23 protein-coding genes are annotated in these 21050 nt (G+C 46.3%); 6 read left to right on the forward strand and 17 right to left on the reverse strand.

The window, feature by feature from the left end; genetic code table 11:
- Positions 1-16: 16 nt before the first annotated feature.
- The 15 genes from ACM64D_RS01860 to ACM64D_RS01930 form a co-directional block, all read right to left on the reverse strand.
- A complete protein-coding gene (locus ACM64D_RS01860) occupies positions 17-400 on the reverse strand; it encodes a response regulator (protein WP_415061483.1) in 384 nt (127 codons plus the stop codon).
- Positions 401-428: 28 nt separating this feature from the next.
- A complete protein-coding gene (gene tsaE / locus ACM64D_RS01865) occupies positions 429-875 on the reverse strand; it encodes a tRNA (adenosine(37)-N6)-threonylcarbamoyltransferase complex ATPase subunit type 1 TsaE (RefSeq protein WP_415061484.1) in 447 nt (148 codons plus the stop codon).
- Positions 875-1600 carry a pyridoxine 5'-phosphate synthase gene (locus tag ACM64D_RS01870; RefSeq protein ID WP_415061485.1) on the reverse strand — a complete coding sequence of 242 codons (726 nt, stop codon included), beginning with the start codon at positions 1598-1600 and terminating at the stop codon, positions 875-877. The genes tsaE and ACM64D_RS01870 overlap by 1 nt, the downstream gene beginning before the upstream one ends.
- Before the next feature lies 1 nt (position 1601).
- Positions 1602-3002 (reverse strand): phosphoglucosamine mutase, encoded by a 1401-nt coding sequence (gene glmM / locus ACM64D_RS01875; protein WP_415061486.1) that lies wholly within the window; start codon positions 3000-3002, stop codon positions 1602-1604.
- Complete coding sequence (locus tag ACM64D_RS01880; RefSeq protein WP_415061487.1) at positions 2980-3402, reverse strand: hypothetical protein; 423 nt, start codon at positions 3400-3402, stop codon at positions 2980-2982. The genes glmM and ACM64D_RS01880 overlap by 23 nt, the downstream gene beginning before the upstream one ends.
- Complete coding sequence (cdaA, locus tag ACM64D_RS01885) at positions 3399-4211, reverse strand: diadenylate cyclase CdaA (RefSeq protein WP_415061488.1); 813 nt, start codon at positions 4209-4211, stop codon at positions 3399-3401. Before cdaA ends, ACM64D_RS01880 begins: the two co-directional genes overlap by 4 nt.
- A gap of 19 nt (positions 4212-4230) precedes the next feature.
- On the reverse strand, positions 4231-6171 hold the full coding sequence (gene ftsH, locus ACM64D_RS01890; protein WP_415061489.1) for an ATP-dependent zinc metalloprotease FtsH: 1941 nt from the start codon (positions 6169-6171) through the stop codon (positions 4231-4233).
- Positions 6172-6269: 98 nt separating this feature from the next.
- A complete protein-coding gene (gene tilS, locus ACM64D_RS01895) occupies positions 6270-7220 on the reverse strand; it encodes a tRNA lysidine(34) synthetase TilS (RefSeq protein WP_415061490.1) in 951 nt (316 codons plus the stop codon).
- On the reverse strand, positions 7217-8572 hold the full coding sequence (locus ACM64D_RS01900; RefSeq protein WP_415061491.1) for an NAD-dependent succinate-semialdehyde dehydrogenase: 1356 nt from the start codon (positions 8570-8572) through the stop codon (positions 7217-7219). Before ACM64D_RS01900 ends, tilS begins: the two co-directional genes overlap by 4 nt.
- A 61-nt stretch (positions 8573-8633) precedes the next feature.
- Positions 8634-8894, reverse strand: coding sequence for a hypothetical protein (locus ACM64D_RS01905; protein WP_415061492.1), 261 nt, complete (start codon positions 8892-8894; stop codon positions 8634-8636).
- A gap of 13 nt (positions 8895-8907) precedes the next feature.
- Positions 8908-9270 (reverse strand): hypothetical protein, encoded by a 363-nt coding sequence (locus tag ACM64D_RS01910; RefSeq protein ID WP_415061493.1) that lies wholly within the window; start codon positions 9268-9270, stop codon positions 8908-8910.
- Entirely contained in the window at positions 9260-9691 is a 432-nt protein-coding gene (locus ACM64D_RS01915) for a type II toxin-antitoxin system RatA family toxin (RefSeq protein WP_415061494.1), read from the reverse strand. The genes ACM64D_RS01910 and ACM64D_RS01915 overlap by 11 nt, the downstream gene beginning before the upstream one ends.
- Positions 9692-9763: 72 nt before the next feature.
- A complete protein-coding gene (locus ACM64D_RS01920; protein WP_415061495.1) occupies positions 9764-10060 on the reverse strand; it encodes a hypothetical protein in 297 nt (98 codons plus the stop codon).
- Positions 10061-10102: 42 nt separating this feature from the next.
- Entirely contained in the window at positions 10103-11065 is a 963-nt protein-coding gene (gene glpX, locus ACM64D_RS01925; protein ID WP_415061496.1) for a class II fructose-bisphosphatase, read from the reverse strand.
- Entirely contained in the window at positions 11044-11454 is a 411-nt protein-coding gene (locus ACM64D_RS01930) for an acyl-CoA thioesterase (RefSeq protein WP_415061497.1), read from the reverse strand. The genes glpX and ACM64D_RS01930 overlap by 22 nt, the downstream gene beginning before the upstream one ends.
- A 50-nt stretch (positions 11455-11504) precedes the next feature.
- On the opposite strand from ACM64D_RS01930, the gene pgsA reads away from it, so the two are divergent.
- Entirely contained in the window at positions 11505-12065 is a 561-nt protein-coding gene (gene pgsA, locus ACM64D_RS01935; RefSeq protein WP_415061498.1) for a CDP-diacylglycerol--glycerol-3-phosphate 3-phosphatidyltransferase, read from the forward strand.
- A gap of 155 nt (positions 12066-12220) precedes the next feature.
- Here pgsA and ACM64D_RS01940 read toward each other — a convergent pair whose 3' ends face one another.
- Positions 12221-13513, reverse strand: coding sequence for a TolC family protein (locus ACM64D_RS01940; RefSeq protein ID WP_415061499.1), 1293 nt, complete (start codon positions 13511-13513; stop codon positions 12221-12223).
- Positions 13514-13820: 307 nt separating this feature from the next.
- Between ACM64D_RS01940 and ACM64D_RS01945 the strand changes: the two genes are divergently transcribed.
- From ACM64D_RS01945 to ACM64D_RS01965, 5 genes are all read left to right on the forward strand, one after another.
- Entirely contained in the window at positions 13821-14204 is a 384-nt protein-coding gene (locus ACM64D_RS01945; RefSeq protein WP_415061500.1) for a hypothetical protein, read from the forward strand.
- A gap of 191 nt (positions 14205-14395) precedes the next feature.
- Positions 14396-14767 (forward strand): KH domain-containing protein, encoded by a 372-nt coding sequence (locus ACM64D_RS01950; RefSeq protein WP_415061501.1) that lies wholly within the window; start codon positions 14396-14398, stop codon positions 14765-14767.
- Between the two features lie 144 nt (positions 14768-14911).
- Entirely contained in the window at positions 14912-15667 is a 756-nt protein-coding gene (locus ACM64D_RS01955; RefSeq protein ID WP_415061502.1) for a TIGR02147 family protein, read from the forward strand.
- A gap of 29 nt (positions 15668-15696) precedes the next feature.
- Positions 15697-16578: a hypothetical protein gene (locus ACM64D_RS01960; RefSeq protein WP_415061503.1), complete on the forward strand. Its 882-nt coding sequence runs from the start codon at positions 15697-15699 to the stop codon at positions 16576-16578.
- 86 nt (positions 16579-16664) lie between these two features.
- Complete coding sequence (locus tag ACM64D_RS01965) at positions 16665-17000, forward strand: hypothetical protein (RefSeq protein ID WP_415061504.1); 336 nt, start codon at positions 16665-16667, stop codon at positions 16998-17000.
- A 108-nt stretch (positions 17001-17108) separates the two neighbouring features.
- Here the strand turns inward: ACM64D_RS01965 and ACM64D_RS01970 are convergent, their stop codons facing one another.
- Positions 17109-20726 (reverse strand): beta strand repeat-containing protein, encoded by a 3618-nt coding sequence (locus ACM64D_RS01970; protein ID WP_415061505.1) that lies wholly within the window; start codon positions 20724-20726, stop codon positions 17109-17111.
- Between the last annotated feature and the right edge of the window lie 324 nt (positions 20727-21050).

Below are 21050 nucleotides of genomic sequence, written 5' to 3' on the forward strand. Positions count from 1 at the left end.
TTGACCGCCCTCCAGTTCAAATCGTTTTCGGAGAATATGGCGTACCTTTAAATACAGAGGCCACTGTATCGAGAAGCTCTTTTGGCGTAAACGGTTTGGCTAAAAAGCCTTTCAAATTCTTTGTTTGGGAATAGTCGACATTCTCTTTACCGGGATAACCGGACATAAAAAGAACTGGCACAGGAGGAGGAGCCAACGCTTCAAGACGCGATAACAAACCATGTCCATTGCAAACGGGCATTTGCACATCGCTCACGATCAAATCGGGATGCCACGATTTGGTTTTTTCAAACCCCTCAAGGCCATTTTCCGCAGTCTCCACTTGATAACCTTCTTTTTGCAAAAAGTAGGTCACCAACATACGAAGATCCTGCTCATCATCAATAACAAGTATTTTCATACCGTCTCCTCGAACCACTATATCCAGATTAAATAAGACGGCAAGAGATCTTACGCTCTTCAGACGACGTTTTTTCGAACTTCACTTCGACTCTTTGCCAATTCAGCGGCAAGTAATCAAAGTCCAATCGATTGGCCCATTCGATAACGACCAGGGACTTTTTCTGCGCGAATAAATCCCAAAAACCAGAACTTTCCAGATCATCATCGTCTTTAAGGCGATACAGATCTACATGGTCTAACGTTTTACCTTGGGCATTTTCATAACGAAGATGGATTGCAAACGAGGGCGACTGAACGTCTTTCATCCCTAAAGTTTCTGCGATCATTTGTACGGAGGTGGTTTTTCCAGCCCCGACCTCCCCGCTCATCAGAAGAATACAGCGTTCATTGAGGTGAGGCAAAAATTCAGTCCAGAACTCTTTGAGCTCAATGAGATTCCTCACTGTTCTTTCAGAGTTCAGGATCGTTGCCATTACTTTAAAATCTTTCGCATTTTACGAACAGAGGATTCAAGCCCCTCTTCCAAAGCATAACAAATCAAAGAATGTCCAATATTTACTTCCTGAAGATAAGGAAGTTTATTAATTAATTTGGAATGATGATAATCCAGTCCATGTCCTGCATGCACATTAAGGCCGAGGTAGTTCGCCCACTCTGCAGCCTCCACCAGGCGCGACCATTCTTTTTCTTTTTTTGACCCAGTTAACAAAACCCATTTTCCTGTGTGAAGCTCAATCGCATCAGCACCAACTTCATAAGACGCTTCAACTTGCTCTAAGGAGGGTTCGATAAACATAGAGATCTCAATACCGATTCTTTGAAGTTTCTCTACCATGGGGGCCATTTTCTTAAAGCCCTTCTTGACGTCTAAACCACCCTCGGTCGTTAATTCAGCTCTTTTTTCGGGAACAAAACAAACCCAATCAGGACGGTATTTCTTGGCATAACTCACCATCTGAGGAGTCGCTGCCATTTCCAAATTCAAAGGCACAGGACAAGACTTCGAGAGAAGCTTTAAGTCTTCCAACTGGATATGCCGGCGATCTTCTCGCAAGTGAATGGTGATCTGCTCAGCCCCACCCTTCACGGATTTTTTTACCATATCAACAAGACTAGGATAAGAAGTGGTGCCGCCGCGAACCTGACGAAGCGTTGCCACGTGATCCACGTTTACACCAAGACGAATTTTATGTTTCATATTATGATAACTCTTTTTCCAAGAAAGATGCGATTTCTTCTGCAAACTGACTGATCTGCGTTTTATCTGGCCCCTCAACAAGAACTCGAATCACCGGCTCCGTTCCTGAGAATCGCACAAACACGCGGCCATCGCCATTAAGCTTCTTTTCAATACTGCAAATCAGATCATTATAACCCGCAAGCTCATGCAGCTCCGTACGGCGTTTCACGCGGCAGTTAATTAAAATCTGCGGTACGTCTTCAAAGACGTGATTGAGCTCGCTCATTTTTTTGCCCGTTTGCTTCATCACCGCCAAAACACTGAGTGCGGCAATACAGCCATCCCCTGTGGTGGTGTGATCCAAAAAGATGATATGGCCAGACTGTTCACCACCTAAATTGTAACCATTTTTTCTCATCTCATCGACGACGTACTTATCCCCAACGCCCGTTTTGATAACCTTGATTCCGGCTTCATTCATGCGTTTTTCAAGGCCGAAGTTGGACATCTGAGTCGCCACAAGAGTGTCTCCCTTGAGAAGGCCGCGCTCTTTCATATGCAAAGCGCAGATCGCCAAAATGCGATCTCCATTCACCACTTCACCTTTTTCGTCGACCATGATCACGCGGTCCGCATCCCCATCCAAACTGATGCCCACGTCTGCGCGATATTGAATCACCGCTTCGGAAAGCTTTTGAGGATACAGCGCCCCCACCTTGTCGTTAATATTAATTCCATTGGGCTCATCACCAAGTTGAATCACTTCCGCACCCAGTTCTTGGAATACAGAAGGGGCCACCTTATAGGAGGCTCCGTTCGCGGTATCTAAGACAATGCGCATACCGTCCAAGGTGTACTCCAAAGGGAAAGTCCCTTTGACATAAACGATATACCGACCTTGAGAGTCTTCAATACGACGAGTTCGTCCTATGTCCTTGCTTGGCGGTAAAAGCTGCATCAGGTCTTCTACCAAAACCAGACGCTCAATTTCTTTTTCCATGGCTTCTGAGATTTTAAAGCCATCCGGACCAAACACTTTAATACCGTTATCATGGAAGGGATTATGAGAGGCTGAAATAACAATCCCGGCCGCAGCCCGCATTGTTCGAGTCAAATAGCCGATTCCTGGAGTCGGAAGAGGACCCACCAACTGAACAAAGATACCCATCGAATTCAAGCCACTGGCCAAAGCCTGCTCAATCATATAACCCGATAGACGCGTGTCTTTTCCAATAACGACTTTTCGTGAGTGACCTGCCGTCCCCTGCATTTCCTTTTGCAAAAGATAACCAATGGCTTGTCCAATTTTCACCACGGTTTCTGGAGTCATCGGCCACTGATTCGCGGTGCCTCGAATCCCATCTGTACCAAAAAGTTTGGTCGTCTTTTTTTCCACTTTAGTTACCTTTTTGTTCGTCATGGGTCGCACCTTTCGCTTTTACAACTTCCACCTGAATCTGATTCGGGCGAACCCCCAGAATCCTTACACCGATGGGGACCTCAATCTTATTTAAAGGAATGTCGACATAAACAACGCCTTCACCTTTTTGTGAAATATCAAGCGTGATACTCTGCGACAGTGAGCTTTCTAAAAACTTTTTCAAGGAAGAGCGGGGACCTGAAACCTTCACTTTAATATGATCGGTCGTTTGCGCCACAATCTGCGTCCCCGGCGCCGTCACCAAATCAATGTCGATATTCTTACTAAGAACAAAGTCGCGACGCCCGAGAATGGTCAACCACAAGATAAGAGAGATGAACAACGCCACCACTTTATAACTGAAATTTTCGGTCACGATTCCTGACCAGCGCCGCTTCATAACACCTCCCCTTGCTGAGAGAAGGCTTTGTATTTGAGACCAAAGGTCTCATAGAGGGCCTTACGGATATCACCTAATTCCACGTTGGGGCTGAAGTGTCCCCCCTGCACAATACCGATAGATTTATTTTCTTCAGATACGACAAAAACCAAAGCATCGGTTTCTTCTGTCAAACCAATGGCCGCGCGATGGCGTGTCCCAAGATTTTTATCCAAAGCTGGATTTTTACTAAGCGGCAAGAAACATCCCGCAGAATGAATCTTTCCGTTACGAATCAAAACAGCCCCATCATGCATGGGGCTTTCAGGATGGAAGATCGAGGCAAGAAGTTCCGCAGAAACTTTGGACTCCATCTCCGTTCCAAATTCGATGTGGTAATCAATCACAATTTCGCGTTCAACCACCACCAAGGCGCCGAAGCCCTTTTGAGCCGTGAGAATAATTCCTTTGGCGATCTCTTCGATGACTTGAGTTTCTTGGACCGTGGAAGCGTCATTAAAGAAAGGATTGCTTCCGATATGTGCCAAAGCTCGACGAATCTCGCCTTGGAACAGCACCACCACAATCACAAATAAATTTGAGAAGAATTTTTCAAGAATCCAATTAAAGGTAAAGAGTTCCAACCAAATACTGAGAATATACCCAATAGCCAGAACCCCAAGACCAGAGAGCATTTGGATGGTGCCGGTTCTTTTGATAAGAACCAAAATACGATAGACCACCATCCAAACCAGAAGCATGTCGATCGCATCCTGCACGCGCAGATGCTGTACGATGAAAAACAAGTTGTCGACAAACTGCTGCAACATCAAGATGCCTCGTTAATTATTAAATCGTCACCGGCCCTGTATTGCCCACGGGATCCCCAGAGGAATCTTTCTTCGTGGCAACCGCAACTCCCAAACCACCGTCTTTTTTGCTGTTACGATACTTTTCGATCTCCGTCACAGCAGCACCGTTTACCAACATTTCAACTTCATGACCGTCGATGGTTTCATATTCCAGAAGAGCCAACGCCAATCTCTCTAAAGCATCCTTGTAGTCCGTCAAGATTTTCACTGCGAGAGTGTAACCTTCATTGATGATCTTAGACACTTCCACGTCGATTTCTTCCGCCTTCGCTTCAGAGTAATCTTTATGACCTTGGTGACCATACTGCATCCCCAAGAAGACTTCTCCACTGCGTTTTTCAAAGGCCAAAGGACCGAGCTTACTCATGCCCCATTCACACACCATGCGGCGAGCGATGTCTGTGGCGCGCTCAATGTCGTTTCCAGCGCCCGTCGTAATATCTTTAAAAATCACTTCTTCCGCAGCACGTCCGCCGAACAAGAAGGCAATCATGTTTTCAGCTTTGTTCTTAGACAAAGAGACACTTTCTTTTTCCGGCAAGGTTTGAGTCACCCCCAAGGCCATGCCCCGAGGAATGATTGTCACCTTATGGATAGGATCCAAGCCGACAAGTTTTTTACCCACCAGCGTGTGTCCCGCCTCGTGATAAGCCGTTACTTTTTTATCTTCATCCGAAATAACCATGGATCTTCTTTCAGAACCCATGATGACTTTGTCTTTGGCTTTTTCAAAGTCTTCCATCTCAAGATATTTCTTATCCGTGCGAGCAGCAACTAAAGCCGCTTCATTCACAAGATTCTCAAGATCCGCGCCCGAAAAGCCTGGAGTTCCCCGCGCGATCTTAGATGCATCCACATCAGGACCCAATGGCGTCTTGCGCATATGAACGGCCAAAATCTGCTCGCGGCCTTTCAAGTCCGGCTTATTAACCACCACGCGACGATCGAAACGACCTGGACGAAGAAGTGCTGGATCCAGAACGTCAGGACGGTTGGTCGCAGCGATCAAGATCACACCTTCTGAAGATTCAAATCCATCCATTTCCACAAGCAACTGATTCAGAGTTTGCTCACGTTCATCATGACCACCGCCCATTCCGGCACCACGATGGCGACCGACAGCATCAATCTCATCGATAAAGATCAAACAAGGAGCATTTTTCTTACCCTGTTCAAAAAGATCACGAACGCGACTGGCCCCTACACCCACGAACATTTCCACGAAGTCAGAACCAGAAATTGTAAAGAAGGGCACACCAGCTTCCCCCGCCACCGCGCGAGCCAGTAATGTCTTACCTGTTCCCGGAGGGCCCACTAAAAGAACCCCTTTAGGAATGCGTCCACCTAATTTCGTATATTTTTTAGGATCTTTCAGGAAACTCACGATCTCTTGCAGATCTTCTTTCGCCTCATCGACGCCAGCAACCTCTTTGAAGGTCACGCGATTTTTATGCTCCGTCAGAAGACGAGCTCGGCTTTTGCCAAATGACATGGCTTTACCGCCACCCACTTGAACCTGGCGCATAATAAACAAGAACATCGCCACGATTAAAATCAAAGGCAACCAATTCACGATAAATGTCTGAAAGAAACCACCGTTATCAGCGCGTTCATAGTTTGGCGTAATGCCGTGCTGCTGAAGGAATTTATACCCCTCATCTTGAGTGTTTCCCACGATCACAAAGTGAGTTCCGTTATATTTCTTTTCAAACTCGGGTTTCATTTCCCCGATCACTTCACTGCTATCCTGACGGAAGGTCACAGTCGCAACTTCACCGGCTTTTACCGCCTCAGTGAACTTGGAGTAGTTCAAGTCAGAAATCATTCTTTGGTGCTTACTCTCATAGGCTTGAAATAGAAAAACAGCCATGATGATCAGGAAAAACCAGAGAGCCAGCGTTTTCTGAGTAGATCGCATTTCAGTTCCTTTCATTCGAAGGTCAAGTCACCCTCAAGGGTAGCATGGATACTATCTCAAAAAAAGAAACTTCGCATAGCTTGAAGGTCCCTCTCAATTCAGGACTGGACCTTGATTTGCTCCGCGTTAACTTCCCAGTAACATCCAGCGACTTTAAATGTGATCACTTTTTGCGACTTGTCCAGGCGCTTTTGAATTTCTTCAAGATGAGACTGCGAAAAATCCTTTTTCCCGAGGGAAAAAAGATACTGCGCCAACATTCTTTTCTGCTCAAAAGGACTTAAGGTGAGATAAAAACCTCGAGAAAGGCCCTGTGTCTTATAAGCCTCATTTTGACTCAAGAGATCTCCCCAGGGGCGATTCTCGATTTCTTGCGCTATGGTCTCCAAAGAACGCGCTAATGCCGCCGTCGCTCCTCGCGAACGACGCTCTAGAGCTTTCAGCCACTCTTGGCGCAACCAATTACGCAAAGGGTCCAAAGACTCATTCGAGGGATCTTCAAATACGCGGATTTTCTCTTCTCGAAGATATTTTTTAAGTTCTCTTTTCGACACTTCCAAAAGAGGACGAAACAACCCCTCTTTCAACACCAACATTGCATGAAAACCCTGCGCCCCGGTTCCCCGAATCAGACGCAACAGTCGCGTCTCTAAAAGATCGTCACGATGATGCCCTGTTGCGATGTAGTCGAACCCTTCTTCTTGTTTTAGACGCATCATAGCTTCGTAGCGATACTCTCGGTACTCCGCCTCCGATTTTGCCAATGCGTGAGACTGCAGCGGGTAAAATTGCACCCCCAACTTGGCGCACAGTTTTTCACAAAACACCTGGGCTTCTTTGCGGTACTCCTGATTGGAGTCTTCGCCGTGATGAAAATAGCACGCCCCGAGACGATCTTTTTTGTGAATTTTCGAAAGAACCCGAAGCAAGGCCACTGAATCCGTCCCACCAGAAACAGCCACTAAAATTCTTTTGTTCTGCAATGAATGAAGCTTAATCAACTTCCAAACGTGATGATCCAGATCCTGCTTTACTCTCGATAAATTCACGAAATGTCTCCCGCAACTGCCACCGTTTTAATATTCACAAATTCCAAAATTCCAAAGTGACCCAACTCACGCCCATACCCGGACTCTTTAACGCCGCCAAAAGGAAGATGTGGATCTGACTTCACTTGATCATTGACCACGACAAATCCTGCCTGCAACTCTTTTTCCACTAACTCTTTGCCTTTTTTAATATCCTTCGTAAAGATCGCGCCCCCCAAACCATAGGGCGAGGAGTTCGCCAACTCAAAGGCCTCTTCGGCACTCTTCACAATGAAAATCGAAGCCACAGGCCCAAAGATCTCCTCCCGGTGAAGGTCAGGGTGACTCTTTTCAAAAACCACCACGGTCGCAGGATAGAACGCGCCTCCCCCTTGAGGAGCCGTCCCACCCAAGATCACTTTTCCTCCTAGGGACTTCAACTTTTCAACTTGCTCAATGATTTGATCCTGAAATCGTTTGCTCGCCAAAGGAGCTAACTCGGCCCCTTGCATTTCCTGCACATATTTTACGATAAAATCTTTCGAGACGTCTTGATGAACGATAAATCTTTTCCCTGCCACACAGCTTTGTCCGGCATTGACTAGACGCGCTTTCACGCAAGTCTTCGCCGCCAACTCAACATCGGCATCCGGCAAAACTAAATACGCATCACTCCCGCCGAGTTCTAACACGATCTTTTTGAGATTCTTTGCCGCCTCCATGGCCACCGCGCGACCACCCCGACTGCTTCCCGTGAACGTCACACCTTGCACATGAGGATCGGCAATAATCTGGGCTGCCACCTCGTGATTGACATGCACATTACGCAAAAGACGAACCTTCGAAGTTAATACAGAAAAAACTTTCCCAATCAGCTCTGCCGTCCCCGCCGTCAGATCGGCATGTTTTAAAATAACCACATTCCCCGCCATAATCGCCGGAGCCGCAAAACGAATGGTCTGCCACAGAGGAAAGTTCCACGGCATGATGCTAAAGAGGACCCCCAGAGGTTGAAAGCTGACTTCAGCTAACGCGTAGGGCGACGAGGTGACTTCTTGATTGCGCAACATTCCTGGAGCTTCTTTGGCATAGTACTCACAGGTCACCGCACACTTTTCGACCTCGGCCTTTCCTTCCGAAAGAAGTTTCCCCATTTCCTGATTCATGATTTGTGCAAACTCGGTTTTATGCTCTCTCAACACCCGCGCCAAGTGATGAAGAATCTGAGAACGCTCCTGATGAGAGGTTTTTCGCCAGATTTGAAAGTCGTGATGAGCGGACCTTAGCGCCAGTTCAGCCTCTTCCCAAGAAACATATCGATAACTTTTTAGAACTTCGCCGGTCGCGGGATTGACTGTGGAAAATGCGCTCATAACAACCTCCACCAAGAAGGCTGCCATAAACAAAGCGCAACGTAAACTGAGGAAAGAAATATTAGAGAGCCGTAAAGACTTGATGGAAAGAAATCACCAATCCCACCAAAAACACGCCCGTCATGGTTCCCCATGCTGCGGACTTATAGAACTTGCCAAGCTGCATCGCCGGCCGAGCATAGGGTCTTTCCGTCGACAACAGAGGAATGGGAGCCAACACAGATTTGATAAACTGATGGCAGCAACCACAAAAAAGAATGACCGAAATAAGACTTAGAATCTCTTGTTCCATGTCTTTCTTTTCGGTCACAAGACGTCTCAACTTGAGATCGCCCTTAGTCTGGTTTTGTGGGGTCTTTTTTGACGATATCGATTTCAGCGGTGATTTTAAATTTGTGCGTTTCCGCAAACTTAGAGGCCTCTTTGACGAAATCAATCTTTTGGATGATGCCGACAATTTCTTTTGTCACTCGTTGGGTCATTTCATCCTTGGATTTATTCGCACCCTGAATTAACAAATTCAAGGCTTCCTTCGGAAGTTTTAACTCCGACACATAGGCGCGAAGATTTTCTTCCGTCATAAAAGCCGCACTAACCCCGGCCGTAAAAACTTTTTTTACAGTATCACCGAGAAGTCCTTTAAGGTCTCCACTGAGGTGCTCTTTATCATCTTTTTTGTGACTGTCGTCAGACGCCATAGAGCTGCTTCACTCTCTTTTGGTAACTGCTAATCATATTCGGAAGATTCACACTGACCAAGGCATTTGCAATAGGCCCGGGAACAAACATATTGAAAGTCGCTTCCACCGTATAAGTGGCTCTGGTTTTTCCCGCTTCGTTTTCAAGTTTCCAAGAGCCTACAGAGGTCTTAAAGATATCTCCGGAAGCAAACTCCCAGGTAATGCTTTGCGAAGCCGTTTCCGTCATCCACAAAGAATATTTAAAGGATTTCATCACCTGAACATGATATTCAACGAGCTTACGATTGCCTTCGCTTTTAAGAACTTTGCATTGTTTCACTTCAGCAAGAAACTCATGATATTTTTCGTAGTCAGAAATGATTTTAAAAAACTGTTCCGGTGTGCAGTTAAAAACTTCGGTCGTTGATGCTTTTGCCATAGGCTTTTAGTGTGTCTTTTCATAAACACTGAGTCAACGCAGGCCTAGACCATTGAAGTATTATGTTTCAAATTATTGAGGTTTTTTAAATAGCGCTTCTGCCGCCGCACGAAGGGCCGCCGCCTTATCAACCGCCCCGGCGCCCCCCTTGCGAGGAGTGAAATAGTCACAGAAGTTCGCACGATCTTTTTCACGAACCACGTCTGCCGCCGTTTCACGACATTCGTTATAAACCTTAGGATCATAGTGCTCACAGTTCTTACACACATGCACATCCGAACGACAATGAGGACACTCCTCTCGCCGTCCGATCAGGCCAGCAAAGGTCAATTCTTTGTTGCAGTTAAAACAAATGAGCTTCGTTTCCATGATCCCTTCCATTAGGCACCTGGGAGACAGGCACCTTCCGAACTAACCTTTAGGCTTTCTTGTTAAATCATGATGAGCTTCGATGGTGCGAATCGTGCCGGTGGCAGATCTCATCACCAAAGAATGGGTTTTTGCTTTTCCATCAGCCATGAAACGGACACCCTTCAACAAAGCCCCATCCGTTACACCCGTTGCGATAAACATCACGGAACCCGTCGCCAACTCGTCCATCGTAAATTTCTTTTCAGGGTTGGCAATACCCATGCGTTTGGCGCGCTCGATTTCTTCTTCGTTTCTAAATTTCAAGCGACCTTGGAAGTCTCCGCCCAAACACTGCATTGCCGCTGCCGAGATCACTCCTTCAGGAGCCCCACCAACGCCGATTAACAAATCAATCCCTGAATCCGGCCAAGCTGCCGCCACGGCTGCGGAAACGTCTCCATCACCAATAAGGTGAATGCGTGCGCCTGTCTTACGGGCCTCTGTAATCAATGATTCATGACGAGGGCGATTCAAAATCACGACGGTCAGATCGCTAACAGGCTTACGCAAAGCCTCAGCCACCGCATGAATATTTTCAGTCGCGGATTTATCGATATCAATCTTACCGCGAGCTTCTGGACCACAAGCAATTTTATCCATGTAGGTGTCTGGCGCATGCAAAAACTTTCCTTTTTCTGCAACCGCGATCACAGAGATCGCGCCAACTCCGCCAGTCGCACAAATGGTGGTGCCTTCGAGTGGATCTAAAGCGATATCCAGAGGGGGAGCATCTTCCGCTTTTGTTCCCACTTTTTCGCCGATATATAACATAGGAGCTTCATCACGCTCGCCTTCGCCGATCACGACAGTTCCGTCCATACGAACAGAGTCGAAAGCCTTTCTCATCGCATCAACGGCCGCCGCATCCGCCGCCTTTTCATCTCCACGACCCATCCAACGAGCAGACGCCAACGCCGCCGCTTCCGTTACACGCACAAATTCTAAAGCCAGGTTTCTATCCATTTTTCACTCTCCATGGCGGCTTTCATATCAGCCGGAAGTCTTAATAATTTTAAATCAGGTCCTAACGCCACATGCACCGTTTTTGCCACCGAACAAATCTCTCCACCGCGCCCTCGCAGTCGATATTGAAAAATGATGCGATTGCCTTCCGTTTTTCCCTGCACCTCAATCTCGAGATCATCTCCGAAAAAGGTCGGTTTCATATGCTTTACGTGAGTTTCATAAACCGCGAAATGACTTGCCGATCCCGGCGTTTGATAGTCAATCAGCCCTTTACCATGGGCCCAGGCTACCCGCGCTTCTTCGTAAAAACGCAAATAGTTGCTATGGTGAACTATACCCATCAGGTCGGTTTCATAAAACTGCACTTTGTGGCGATGAATAAACATTGATTATTTCTAGACTAAACTGGTACGTTGAAGCAACTAAAAGGACGAAAATGACGGCCACGGAATTTCAAAAAAAACTCGCCATGCGCATCACACTCAGTCGCATCTTTATGGTGCCCGTTATTGTGGCACTCATGTGGCCAGATACACTGACGTGGAATATTGTTGCCGCGATCTGTTTCATTTTAGCCTCAATCACAGATTACTATGACGGGTATTACGCAAGAAAATACAACGCCGTTAGTAATTTCGGAAAATTCATGGACCCCATCGCCGACAAAATCCTAGTCACTAGTGTCTTGGCAATGCTTCTAGCGCAAGGAAAGATCGACGCCTGGATGGTGATCATCATCCTAGCCCGGGATAACTTTATCGGGGGCATCCGCTCCGTTGCCGCGGCAGATCAAATCATTATTGCAGCCAAACCCGCGGGAAAATGGAAGACGGCCATGCAGATGATCGCTATCCCCATTGTAATTATTGGAAATATGGACCCTTATCTCCCGTATTTGGACAAAATTGGCTACGGAGTCTTGTGGGTTAGCGTCATTTTGAGTATAACCAGCGGTATCGAATACTATTTAGGATATCTTAAAAGCCGTAAGGCTTAATGGACGATGTATGCTTTTGTACCTCTCTCCCAGTAATTGGTTTTTTATTTTCTTAGCGTTGCTCCTCAGCAGCTATTTGAAGATTGCCTCCGCGAAAACTCAAAAGCCTGTGATTTTCGCCAGCTCCTCTTTTGCGCAGATCCTTCGTTAAAGCTCTACTCCCATTGCGCAAGTTTTTTCCCCGTACTGAGTTCTAGATTTAAGATCGCTTCGATAGCACCCATTTTCGCATTCACGGCTCCGGCTTTAGCCCGATAAAGCTCCGCCTCTGCATCTAAAACATCCGTATTGGTTCGCGCCCCTGCCTTAAGCCCCTCTTCAGCAAGACGGACACTTTCTTCTGATTTTATAATGTCATTTAAACGTGAATCATAGACGGCACAATAATAGAGATACTTCTTCTGCCAAAATTCTAGATCCCTTTTTGCTTTCAATTCCGACTGACGAAGAGTCCTGTCTGCCTGATATCTTTGCTCGATGCTTTGTTTGGATTTTGCGATGGAGGTCATTCCGTCAAAAATATTCCAGGTCAGCATAATTCCATAGTTATAGGCATCTCGAAAATTATCGTAGTCATCAAAACGATCATTGCGATTGTTGTAGTACTGATATTGACCAAAGAGAGAAACCCGCGGGACCCAGTATCTTTCTGCGGCATCCTCCTGGTACTGAAAACCCTCGGACTTTTTTTGCAAGGCCACCAAGTCCTTCCGCTCTGCTTTTTCATAGCTCTTCAGATCACGGACCCATTCCGTTTTTAACTGCGGAAGCCCTCCACTCACACCCGAAATATTCTCATCTTCACCCAAAGCTTCACTCAATCGTGCGCGTGACAGTTCCACATTGTCAGCGGCATTTAAAAACTCGGTCTGCGCCTCACTGAGCTGAACCTCCACTCGTAGGACATCATAGTGAGTCGAGGCCCCGACCTTTTTTAGCAACCGAACATTTTTCAGATGATCTTGTAAAGCTCGCAAGTTTTGCACCGCCACGTCGTTGAGTTCTTTGGCTGCGACCACCTTAAAAAATAGAAGGGTCACTTCGCGCTCAAGCTGAAACGTCACCCAGTCCTGATCGGCTTTTGCGGAGACTTCAAAAGACTCTGTGCTTCGATAACGATTCATACTGGAAAAACCATCAAACAAGGACCACTGCGCCGTGAGATACAAGTTTGTTGTCGGTGTGATTTGCGGAATCGAAAGAGGAGCCCCCCCTAAATTCACGTCCATGAACACATATCTCTTATCGAAAAGATAACTGGCTTGGGCAGACAGTGTCGGCAGAAAGCCTGAATAGGATTCTTTTGTTTTCCAAAGACTTTCACGATACTGCGACTGCGCCCTTTGAATCTTTGGCGAATTCATAGTGGCTTTTTGCAGAGCTTCGTTCAAACGAAGTTCTGTCGCTTGGGCCGACAAAAAAAGAAAAGCCGAGAGCGCTATCAGCATGACAGTCATTGTATGTCGAGAACGAAGCTTCTGAAAACCAACGGTCTCAGGCCTCAAGCTGCTTTGTTTAAGATCATCGTTAGGACCGAGTCTTTTATTGTCGATCCGCAATCGGCAAATGCATTAGTGTAGGTTGAATTTTAAAACCTACACTTCGAAAGGCCTTCAAAGACGGCACTTTGCAAAGTGTTTAAACACCTACTATACGATCAAAACCAATTTATATGTATCACGGACTGGAATGAACATCGCATGTGAGATCTTTAAAGAGATTATGCGCTAAGAAAATACTAAACCAGGAGTCAATATGAAGATTTTCAAAATGATCGCTTACAGCCTACTTCCCATCGTTTTCGCAGGACCAGCTATGGCTGCCTCATCAAGCCAAATCCAGTGTGTTGGCGTTGAATTCAATATCAAATCCAGCGATGTCCCTCGATCTATTGCCTTAAAAGCACAAGAGTCGGAAGACTATATTTTGTTTGAAGGCCAATCCAAGACCGCCCTCTTCAAAGTAAATATTCACAAAGAGACGCTCTCTGTCTTTTCAACTATTGATTTAAGAGATTCTACGACCCTACAGGCAAAAGGCACTTTTAACTCTTCAGGTCACTTCGAAACAGTCAGCATGAAGGGCGGCAACATCATGATGCCAGAAAGCTCCATTTCCATCAGTTGTATGAAAGAGTAGACGACCCTATCCACGAGACCTTCATGTCCAACCCCACGGAGGTCTCTGCATGATGTGATAAATAAAAATTTATTCGCATTTCCCCATTCATCTCAATATCCGTAGGGATATTGTTAAAAGCCACATATTTGAGTCTTGCTCCTCTTTGTCTTCCAACAGAATCGCGGCACACTCGAGATATGAGGTAAGTCATGACTGACGTAGAGACAAAGAGCAAACCGATCATCACGAGAGTACGAAAGACAACAGTGCAGAATACTCCTCAGGAGGAGATTTCTGCAAAAGATGCGCAAGCACAAGAGCCATGTCCAATCCGTGAAGATCTTCGGAAGTATATTGAGCATACTGTGAGAGGCATCACAAGCACACCCGAACAAATTCAAGTCAACTACTGGGTTGGACCTAACACCACTGTGTTCAATATCAGTGTTCCAAGAGAATCCATCGGGCAACTTCTTGGATCAAAAGGAAAGAATATCACCGGAATAAGATCGCTTGCCGCTGCAATGGGCGCACTGAAAGGCATCCGTGTGATTATTGAGGTTCCGTATTTCCCGAAATAAACTTATGTGAGTGTATTGACGCTTCTATTAAAAATTGGTAGTTAGCTCTCCAAAGTGTGTTGCAGGTACTTTTACCTACAGTTTCTGTTTGCACTTGATAGATAACATATGGAATGCCGGAACGTTTTTGTTAGAACATAGTATATGAATGTGCAGATTTTCCTCAACAATGAGTTCAAAAAAAGAAAACACAAGAATGCGCGTTTTTCTCTGCGATCATTTGCACGTTTACTTGAAATAGATGCGACAACGCTGGGAAGAATTCTAAAAGGCCAGGGACTTCCTTCGCGCGAAAGCGTTGAGCGCTTTGCCGCGAAGTTGCGCCTGAATAGCGACGAGCAACGTGAACTTCTTGATGCCTTTCAAGCATCCAAAGAAGAGCAAAAGAAAGAGCAAAAAAGCAAGTCATTCAACCCTATCGACGATGGCATCTTTGAGAATTTCTTTGAATGGTATTATCCTATTATCTTAGAGTCTCTAAGAGCTCATGCAACAAGCCAGAACTTGCCTGAGTTTCTTAATAAAAATCACGTCTCCCAACAGGCTCTCGATCAAGCTATTCAGCAGTTGCTGCATTTAAAACTCATAAAAATGAATGCCGATAATGAACTCACAAAAGTGGGATTCGGATCTACAACCATCAAGATCCCAACCACCTCAGAGAAACGCAAAGAGATTCAGAAAAAATACCTCGAACTCGCCATGAATGCCATTGATGAGGTGCCTTTTTCTCAACGAGAGAACACAACACTCACTGTCGCCCTAAATAAAGACGATCTTTGCAAAATTTCACAGATCATGCAGGCAGCCCGGACTCGAATTGGTCGTCTTTCTGAAAAAAGAAAAGACAAGGGCGATACTGTCTACAATATTACCATGGCTATATATCCCGTTCTTTAAAGAAGGATTTAAAAGTGTTTAAAGATCTTGTGTCACTACTCTTCGCGACTGTTCTCGTCTTGCCGTCTCTTGGTTATTCTCGCGGCGGGGAAGAAACAAACGGAGGGGATGGAGTTGTTGCTGAATTCTATGCCGTCTTTGATCATATCATCGACCTCTTTCCCGAGCAGCTTCACTATTCAGATACGACCGTCTTTACCCGACAAGACCTTCAAAAAATTCGCATGAGTATCGCCACAACCAGCGCTCCAAGTCTTTACCTGAACGACAAGGAAGTGATGGCCATCAACAGACCCTTTACCAATCCCCCCTCGATCGTTATTTCCCAGAAGTCATGGAAAGACTTAAATGCAGACGCCAAACAAAAGTTGGTTCTGCACGAAGTTCTTCCCATTATGGGCTATCACGATCAGGACTATAGCTATTCCAGTTGGATTTCTCAGCGAATCTTTCTACCTGAAACAGACGGCAAGCTCACCAGCCTTCAGGCGTTGCGGGCCTGCCGACGCGAAGCTATTCAGTCTCTCACCTGGGCGCATCTACAAAAACTAACGTCTCAATACTCGCAAAGTGACATTCTGAATGCCGGCCTCTATCAGGGGTGTTCGGCTCTTTATGCTCGCCTGTTTGAAATCGGAATTCCCGCAAACACATGCATTGCCGAGACGTCAGATGAAATGCAGTTTTCAACTGGACTCTCATTCATGATTCGAAAGTTAAAACAGGAGCCGGAGATCTTTTGGGAATCCAACGCCTTTAAGACTTATCTTGAGCGAATGATTCAATTAGGAGCCGACCCAAAGGTGAAGTGTCACGAGAATGATATGAGTGCTTGCGATCACTATAATAGTCTTAAGGCAAAATATCGTCCCGATGACAGCTTTGCTTTTCTTGAGCGCAAGTGCTTCTAGGTCATTTCAATTATTTTGTAGGGCCTAACTAATACAACTACATTGTATTTCCGATTGAAAATACTAATCATTAACCAGGAGGTTCTGTGAAAAGATCACTGCTTGTATTTTCAATTCTAATGTCTAGCTATTCTTCCTTTGCAAAGGATGTGAAGCCGATCTCGGGCCGAACACCTGCCTCGGAAGCTGAGTGCCTTGCTGCCAACAAAGCCCTCGCCGAAAGTATTTTAAAAAACGCTGCAAAGCGAATTGGCTTTCAAGGCACTGAGGTCGCGACAGTAAAGCTGGACTGGATTTCTGCCACGGATGACAGATTTGTCTTTTCTGGCTCTATTTATAAAGCGAATTATGAGATTGTGGTAAAAACTGATAGCAGTTGCTTCCCTCGCGAAGTTGAACTGATTGATACTGCACGAAAATAGTCTTATTGAGCCCATCGGGTGACCTTTGGGCTTTGTTCTGCGGGCCTATCTTGGCCAAATTGATTTTTAAAGAACTTAACGCTTCTCAAAACTTTTAACAGCTAAACATTAACGGAAACAGCAGCGGGAACCGGCAGGATTAGTTACGTAGAGGTTGTTAAACGAATCACAACCCGAGTCACCCATTACTTGCCCATTGGTGCTGGTACCAAGATCGGCCACCCACTCCCAATGGCCTGTCATATTGTTGGGACCAGCTGCGCCGTCAAAACAAGCTGCTGCCCACTCACTTGCCGTACATAACCGCGCTTTGGGGGATTTACTCCTGCATTGGATGTTTGCATTTGCCCATGTCGCACTAGTCTCTTGACTTGAAGAAATACAGAAAGCCTCTGTACTGCCGCTGGTTCCAATCAAAGTAAATCCCGCAGGACAGCTTGTACGACCTCCGCTGGAAGCAGCTTGGCTTACCCATGTTGTACCATTACTGGTTAGAACATTCCCTGATGCTCCTGGTGCTACTACTTGCACAGCACTTGTCCCATTCCCTAGAACGACATTATTTAAGGCCAATGTTGTCGCCCCTGTGCCCCCATTAGCAACAGCAATGGTTCCCGTCACGTTAGCCGCTTTTCCACTAATGTCTCCTGAAATATCCGAACCTAGTGTTGTACCTACAATAATCCAGGCTGCACCGGTATCGTAGTAAACTTTCTTAGTATCACTGGAAATATAAAGTCGGCCTGCAGTTCCGGCAGCCCCTTTAGAGGCATCAGCTCCGGCCTTCAAACTGGGCACCCCACCGCCATTAGCCACGGCATCAGCGATACCATAGCCACTCAGGCTCGTTGGCTTTCCGCTTGTGATCTTAGACCAATCTAACGAAGGGACATCCGACGCTGCCAAAGACGTCACACCAGAAGTTACACGACCTTTGCTATCGGTAGTCACTTTATAATATGTACCAGCTGTGCCTGTCGTCGCCAAAGTCAGAGCCGTGGTGCCGACAGAAGACGTCACATCTCCAGACAAAGCAGGCATTCTCGCCGGAGCTAATGTTCCCGTTGCTTCTGTCGAAGATAAATCTACACTTGATTTTGTGGCAAGTGATCCAAGCCCACTGACTTGCGTGTTGCTGATGGCAATACTCGCGCAACTCATCACGTCGCCCACGGAATTATAGGTCAAGGTCTGACTGGGACCACAGGAGCTTGCAAAAAAATTAGAACCCGTCACCGTTGATCTTAAATCCTGCATTCCAATAAATCCAGGTGCCCACTGGGTACCGTTAAATCTTAAAGCCTGCCCCGCTGTTGTCGGAGCTGCCGTCGAAGCCATAGTCGTGGCACTGCTATAATAGGGAACACCACCGCTGGTGCCGGATGCTAGTCCCGTACCTCCTCGCGCCACAGGCAAAGTGCCTGAGGTGACTTTACTCGCATCATGCGCAGGAATCATATTCACCGACAATAATCCACTGGCATCAAGTTTGGCGATCTTGTTGGCGTCACCGGCGCCACCCGCCGTTCCCGAATTTAAAGTTAAAACAGGCGTCGACGCCCCTGTGGCAACACTAATATCCGTATTTGCGGAAGACACATTTGTCACCGAGCCCGTCGATGCTGTCGCCCAACCTAAATTGCCTGCGCCATCTGTCTTAAGCACTTGGTTTGCTGTTCCATCGGCGGCTGGTAACGTCCATATTTTATTGGCACTGACGGTCCCTGCAGATTTAAATCCGACGTAATTGGATGAATCGGTATCGGCGAAACGAACTTCGTTGGCAGCATTTATTGTCAAAGCTCCAGTCATTGTGTCGCCAGACTTTAAAACATTGTTTGAAGCCGAGCCCGTTAGATTACCCACAAAAGTCGTTGCTGTGACTGTGCCTGCACTAAAATTGCCGGAGGCGTCTCTTTTAACGATTGTGCTCACCGTATTGGCGTTGGTAGCGGCATTGGCGGCATTCGCTCCACTGGCAACATTCACGGCCGTGACCCCACCCACTTGTGCTACCGTTGCCGCAACGGGACCTGTGCCACCGGCGGTCACGTCCCCAGTTAAAGATGTGATTGTACCCGTTGCCGTCCCTGTTGATAAAACATCCCAGGCACTTCCACTCCAGCGATAGATCTTCTTTACATCCGTCGCGACAAAGATCTCTCCGCTTGCGGGAGTGCCCGGCTTACTACCATCCAGTCCCGAAGTGATCTTTCCTGTATTCCCGCCATTAACTACCGCATCGGTAATGCCATATCCACCGAGTGTCGTAGGTTTTCCTGTTGTGACCTTACTCCAATCCAATGAAGGAACATCTGTGCTTGTCAAAGATAGCTGAGTACTTGGAACTTTGCCGGAAGCATTTAACGTGGCCAGACCGTTATTTTGTCCTTTTTGGTTTGTGATACGAGTGTCAACGGCGGTTGTGAAGTCTGTGATGTTGGTAGAATCCAAACTCACGGCACCGGTTTTTCCTGCGACACTAGATACACCCGCAACGACTGATGCACACTTCCAGCCACCGGCTCCAAGATTTAGAAGCGAGTCGTATTTTAATACTTCGTTATCGGCACAGGCGGTGTTGTTAGGTTTATAGTTAAAGTACTTCATCGCTGCATTCGTTAGTTTATCGATAGATAAACTTGAAATCATCGAATCCGAGAAGGTTCCACTTGTGATTTTAGAAGCATCCAAAGCAGGGACATCTGCACTTGTTAAAGATAGCTGAGCACTTGGAACCTTGCCTGAGGCATTTAGAGTCGCCAGACCGTTATTTTGTCCTTTTTGGTTTGTGATACGAGTGTCAACGGCTCCATTTAAATCCGAAATGTCTGCTGCCTCTAGGGTTACATCTCCGCCTTTGCCCGCGACACTGGAGACCCCACCACCAACGGAAACCCACGCGCCGTCGCCACGAAGATAAGTTGCAGTGCTAGCTGTTCCTGTCGGAGCCATTGTCGCCAAAGGGCCAAGGCCAAGATTGGTGCGAGCGTCCTCAACAGAACTAGCTCCCGTTCCTCCGTTGGCAATACCCACTGTCCCCGTGACATTCGTGGCGGTGGCGGCATTCCCGGTGATATTGATACCTAAGTTTGTTCCCGTTCCATTTGTATTATTAAGTAGCGAATCAAGCTTTGTGAATCTTTCAAAAATGCTTTCGATGTTTTCTTTGGTTACGCCTTTAGCATCGTTGATATTCACAAAATCCGTATCGGTTTTACTATTCAACATTTCGGAGTTCACCGCAAAGGCGACTGCGCGCATATTGAAGTCCGCGACAACATCATCACCTTGGATATTTAACCGCACTCGCAAGACACGACGATCCACATTGGAGGGAACATAGGTCTGATTGCTGGAGATGACATTATTATTAATATCAACACACTTTAAACCTGTTCTTTGTTCCTTATTATCCATCACTTCAGAGATCGACAAAACAGGTGTTGGGTTTTTTCCCAGAGGAGTGCTGGCACTTGCGTCCCCGATAACCAAATTCAAATATCCGTTAGAAACATTTTTACCGGAGTGTTCTTCTTCTCTGAGAACACAATTCGACACGGGATCTAGAATCTGCAAAGTCACGGTCAATCCGCTGGCTGTAGGGAAAGTCCCATCCGGCCTTTTGATCATCGCTTGAAAGTTGATGCCCTTATGCTGAGCCATTGCAAAGCTCGGCAATGAAAACATGAGTAGTGCAAACATGTACGTGAACATCTTACTCATTAAAGCCCCCCCTAAGCTGCGCGTTACTCAGTTCATACTCTCGATATCACAGAGAAAACTCTTAAAAATACTCATAAATCTTCTCGACATCTCACTGTAGGACTTCAAGATTGCACCTACAGAATGTCTCGCAGACTGGACAAACGACGATCAACATTGGATGGAGAAAGAAGAAGAAGCTTAAGTAACATTTTATTCTGGGTCAGAAAGATAGCCGAACATGGATATGTAAAAAATCTTCTCGATATGACCGTAGGGGCCTAAGAAAGCCCCTTCAGGTCGTCTTAACATTAAAACACTCCTACATAGTTCCCATCTTACACG

It is taken from the genome of Bdellovibrio sp. (assembly GCF_047637665.1).
Taxonomy (GTDB): Bacteria; Bdellovibrionota; Bdellovibrionia; order Bdellovibrionales; family Bdellovibrionaceae; genus Bdellovibrio.

What these genes read in the sequence shown, in the direction of transcription:
- ACM64D_RS01970 (WP_415061505.1), bottom strand. Translation starts at nt 20,726, where the DNA reads ATGAGTAAGATGTTCACGTACATGTTTGCACTACTCATGTTTTCATTG.
- ACM64D_RS01860 (WP_415061483.1), bottom strand. Translation starts at nt 400, where the DNA reads ATGAAAATACTTGTTATTGATGATGAGCAGGATCTTCGTATGTTGGTG.
- ACM64D_RS01940 (WP_415061499.1), bottom strand. Translation starts at nt 13,513, where the DNA reads ATGCTGATAGCGCTCTCGGCTTTTCTTTTTTTGTCGGCCCAAGCGACA.
- ACM64D_RS01955 (WP_415061502.1), top strand. Translation starts at nt 14,912, where the DNA reads ATGAATGTGCAGATTTTCCTCAACAATGAGTTCAAAAAAAGAAAACAC.
- ACM64D_RS01945 (WP_415061500.1), top strand. Translation starts at nt 13,821, where the DNA reads ATGAAGATTTTCAAAATGATCGCTTACAGCCTACTTCCCATCGTTTTC.
- glpX (WP_415061496.1), bottom strand. Translation starts at nt 11,065, where the DNA reads ATGGATAGAAACCTGGCTTTAGAATTTGTGCGTGTAACGGAAGCGGCG.
- ACM64D_RS01915 (WP_415061494.1), bottom strand. Translation starts at nt 9,691, where the DNA reads ATGGCAAAAGCATCAACGACCGAAGTTTTTAACTGCACACCGGAACAG.
- ACM64D_RS01930 (WP_415061497.1), bottom strand. Translation starts at nt 11,454, where the DNA reads ATGTTTATTCATCGCCACAAAGTGCAGTTTTATGAAACCGACCTGATG.
- ACM64D_RS01870 (WP_415061485.1), bottom strand. Translation starts at nt 1,600, where the DNA reads ATGAAACATAAAATTCGTCTTGGTGTAAACGTGGATCACGTGGCAACG.
- glmM (WP_415061486.1), bottom strand. Translation starts at nt 3,002, where the DNA reads ATGACGAACAAAAAGGTAACTAAAGTGGAAAAAAAGACGACCAAACTT.
- tsaE (WP_415061484.1), bottom strand. Translation starts at nt 875, where the DNA reads ATGGCAACGATCCTGAACTCTGAAAGAACAGTGAGGAATCTCATTGAG.
- ACM64D_RS01900 (WP_415061491.1), bottom strand. Translation starts at nt 8,572, where the DNA reads ATGAGCGCATTTTCCACAGTCAATCCCGCGACCGGCGAAGTTCTAAAA.
- pgsA (WP_415061498.1), top strand. Translation starts at nt 11,505, where the DNA reads ATGACGGCCACGGAATTTCAAAAAAAACTCGCCATGCGCATCACACTC.
- ACM64D_RS01920 (WP_415061495.1), bottom strand. Translation starts at nt 10,060, where the DNA reads ATGGAAACGAAGCTCATTTGTTTTAACTGCAACAAAGAATTGACCTTT.
- cdaA (WP_415061488.1), bottom strand. Translation starts at nt 4,211, where the DNA reads ATGTTGCAGCAGTTTGTCGACAACTTGTTTTTCATCGTACAGCATCTG.
- ACM64D_RS01950 (WP_415061501.1), top strand. Translation starts at nt 14,396, where the DNA reads ATGACTGACGTAGAGACAAAGAGCAAACCGATCATCACGAGAGTACGA.
- ACM64D_RS01910 (WP_415061493.1), bottom strand. Translation starts at nt 9,270, where the DNA reads ATGGCGTCTGACGACAGTCACAAAAAAGATGATAAAGAGCACCTCAGT.
- ACM64D_RS01880 (WP_415061487.1), bottom strand. Translation starts at nt 3,402, where the DNA reads ATGAAGCGGCGCTGGTCAGGAATCGTGACCGAAAATTTCAGTTATAAA.
- ftsH (WP_415061489.1), bottom strand. Translation starts at nt 6,171, where the DNA reads ATGCGATCTACTCAGAAAACGCTGGCTCTCTGGTTTTTCCTGATCATC.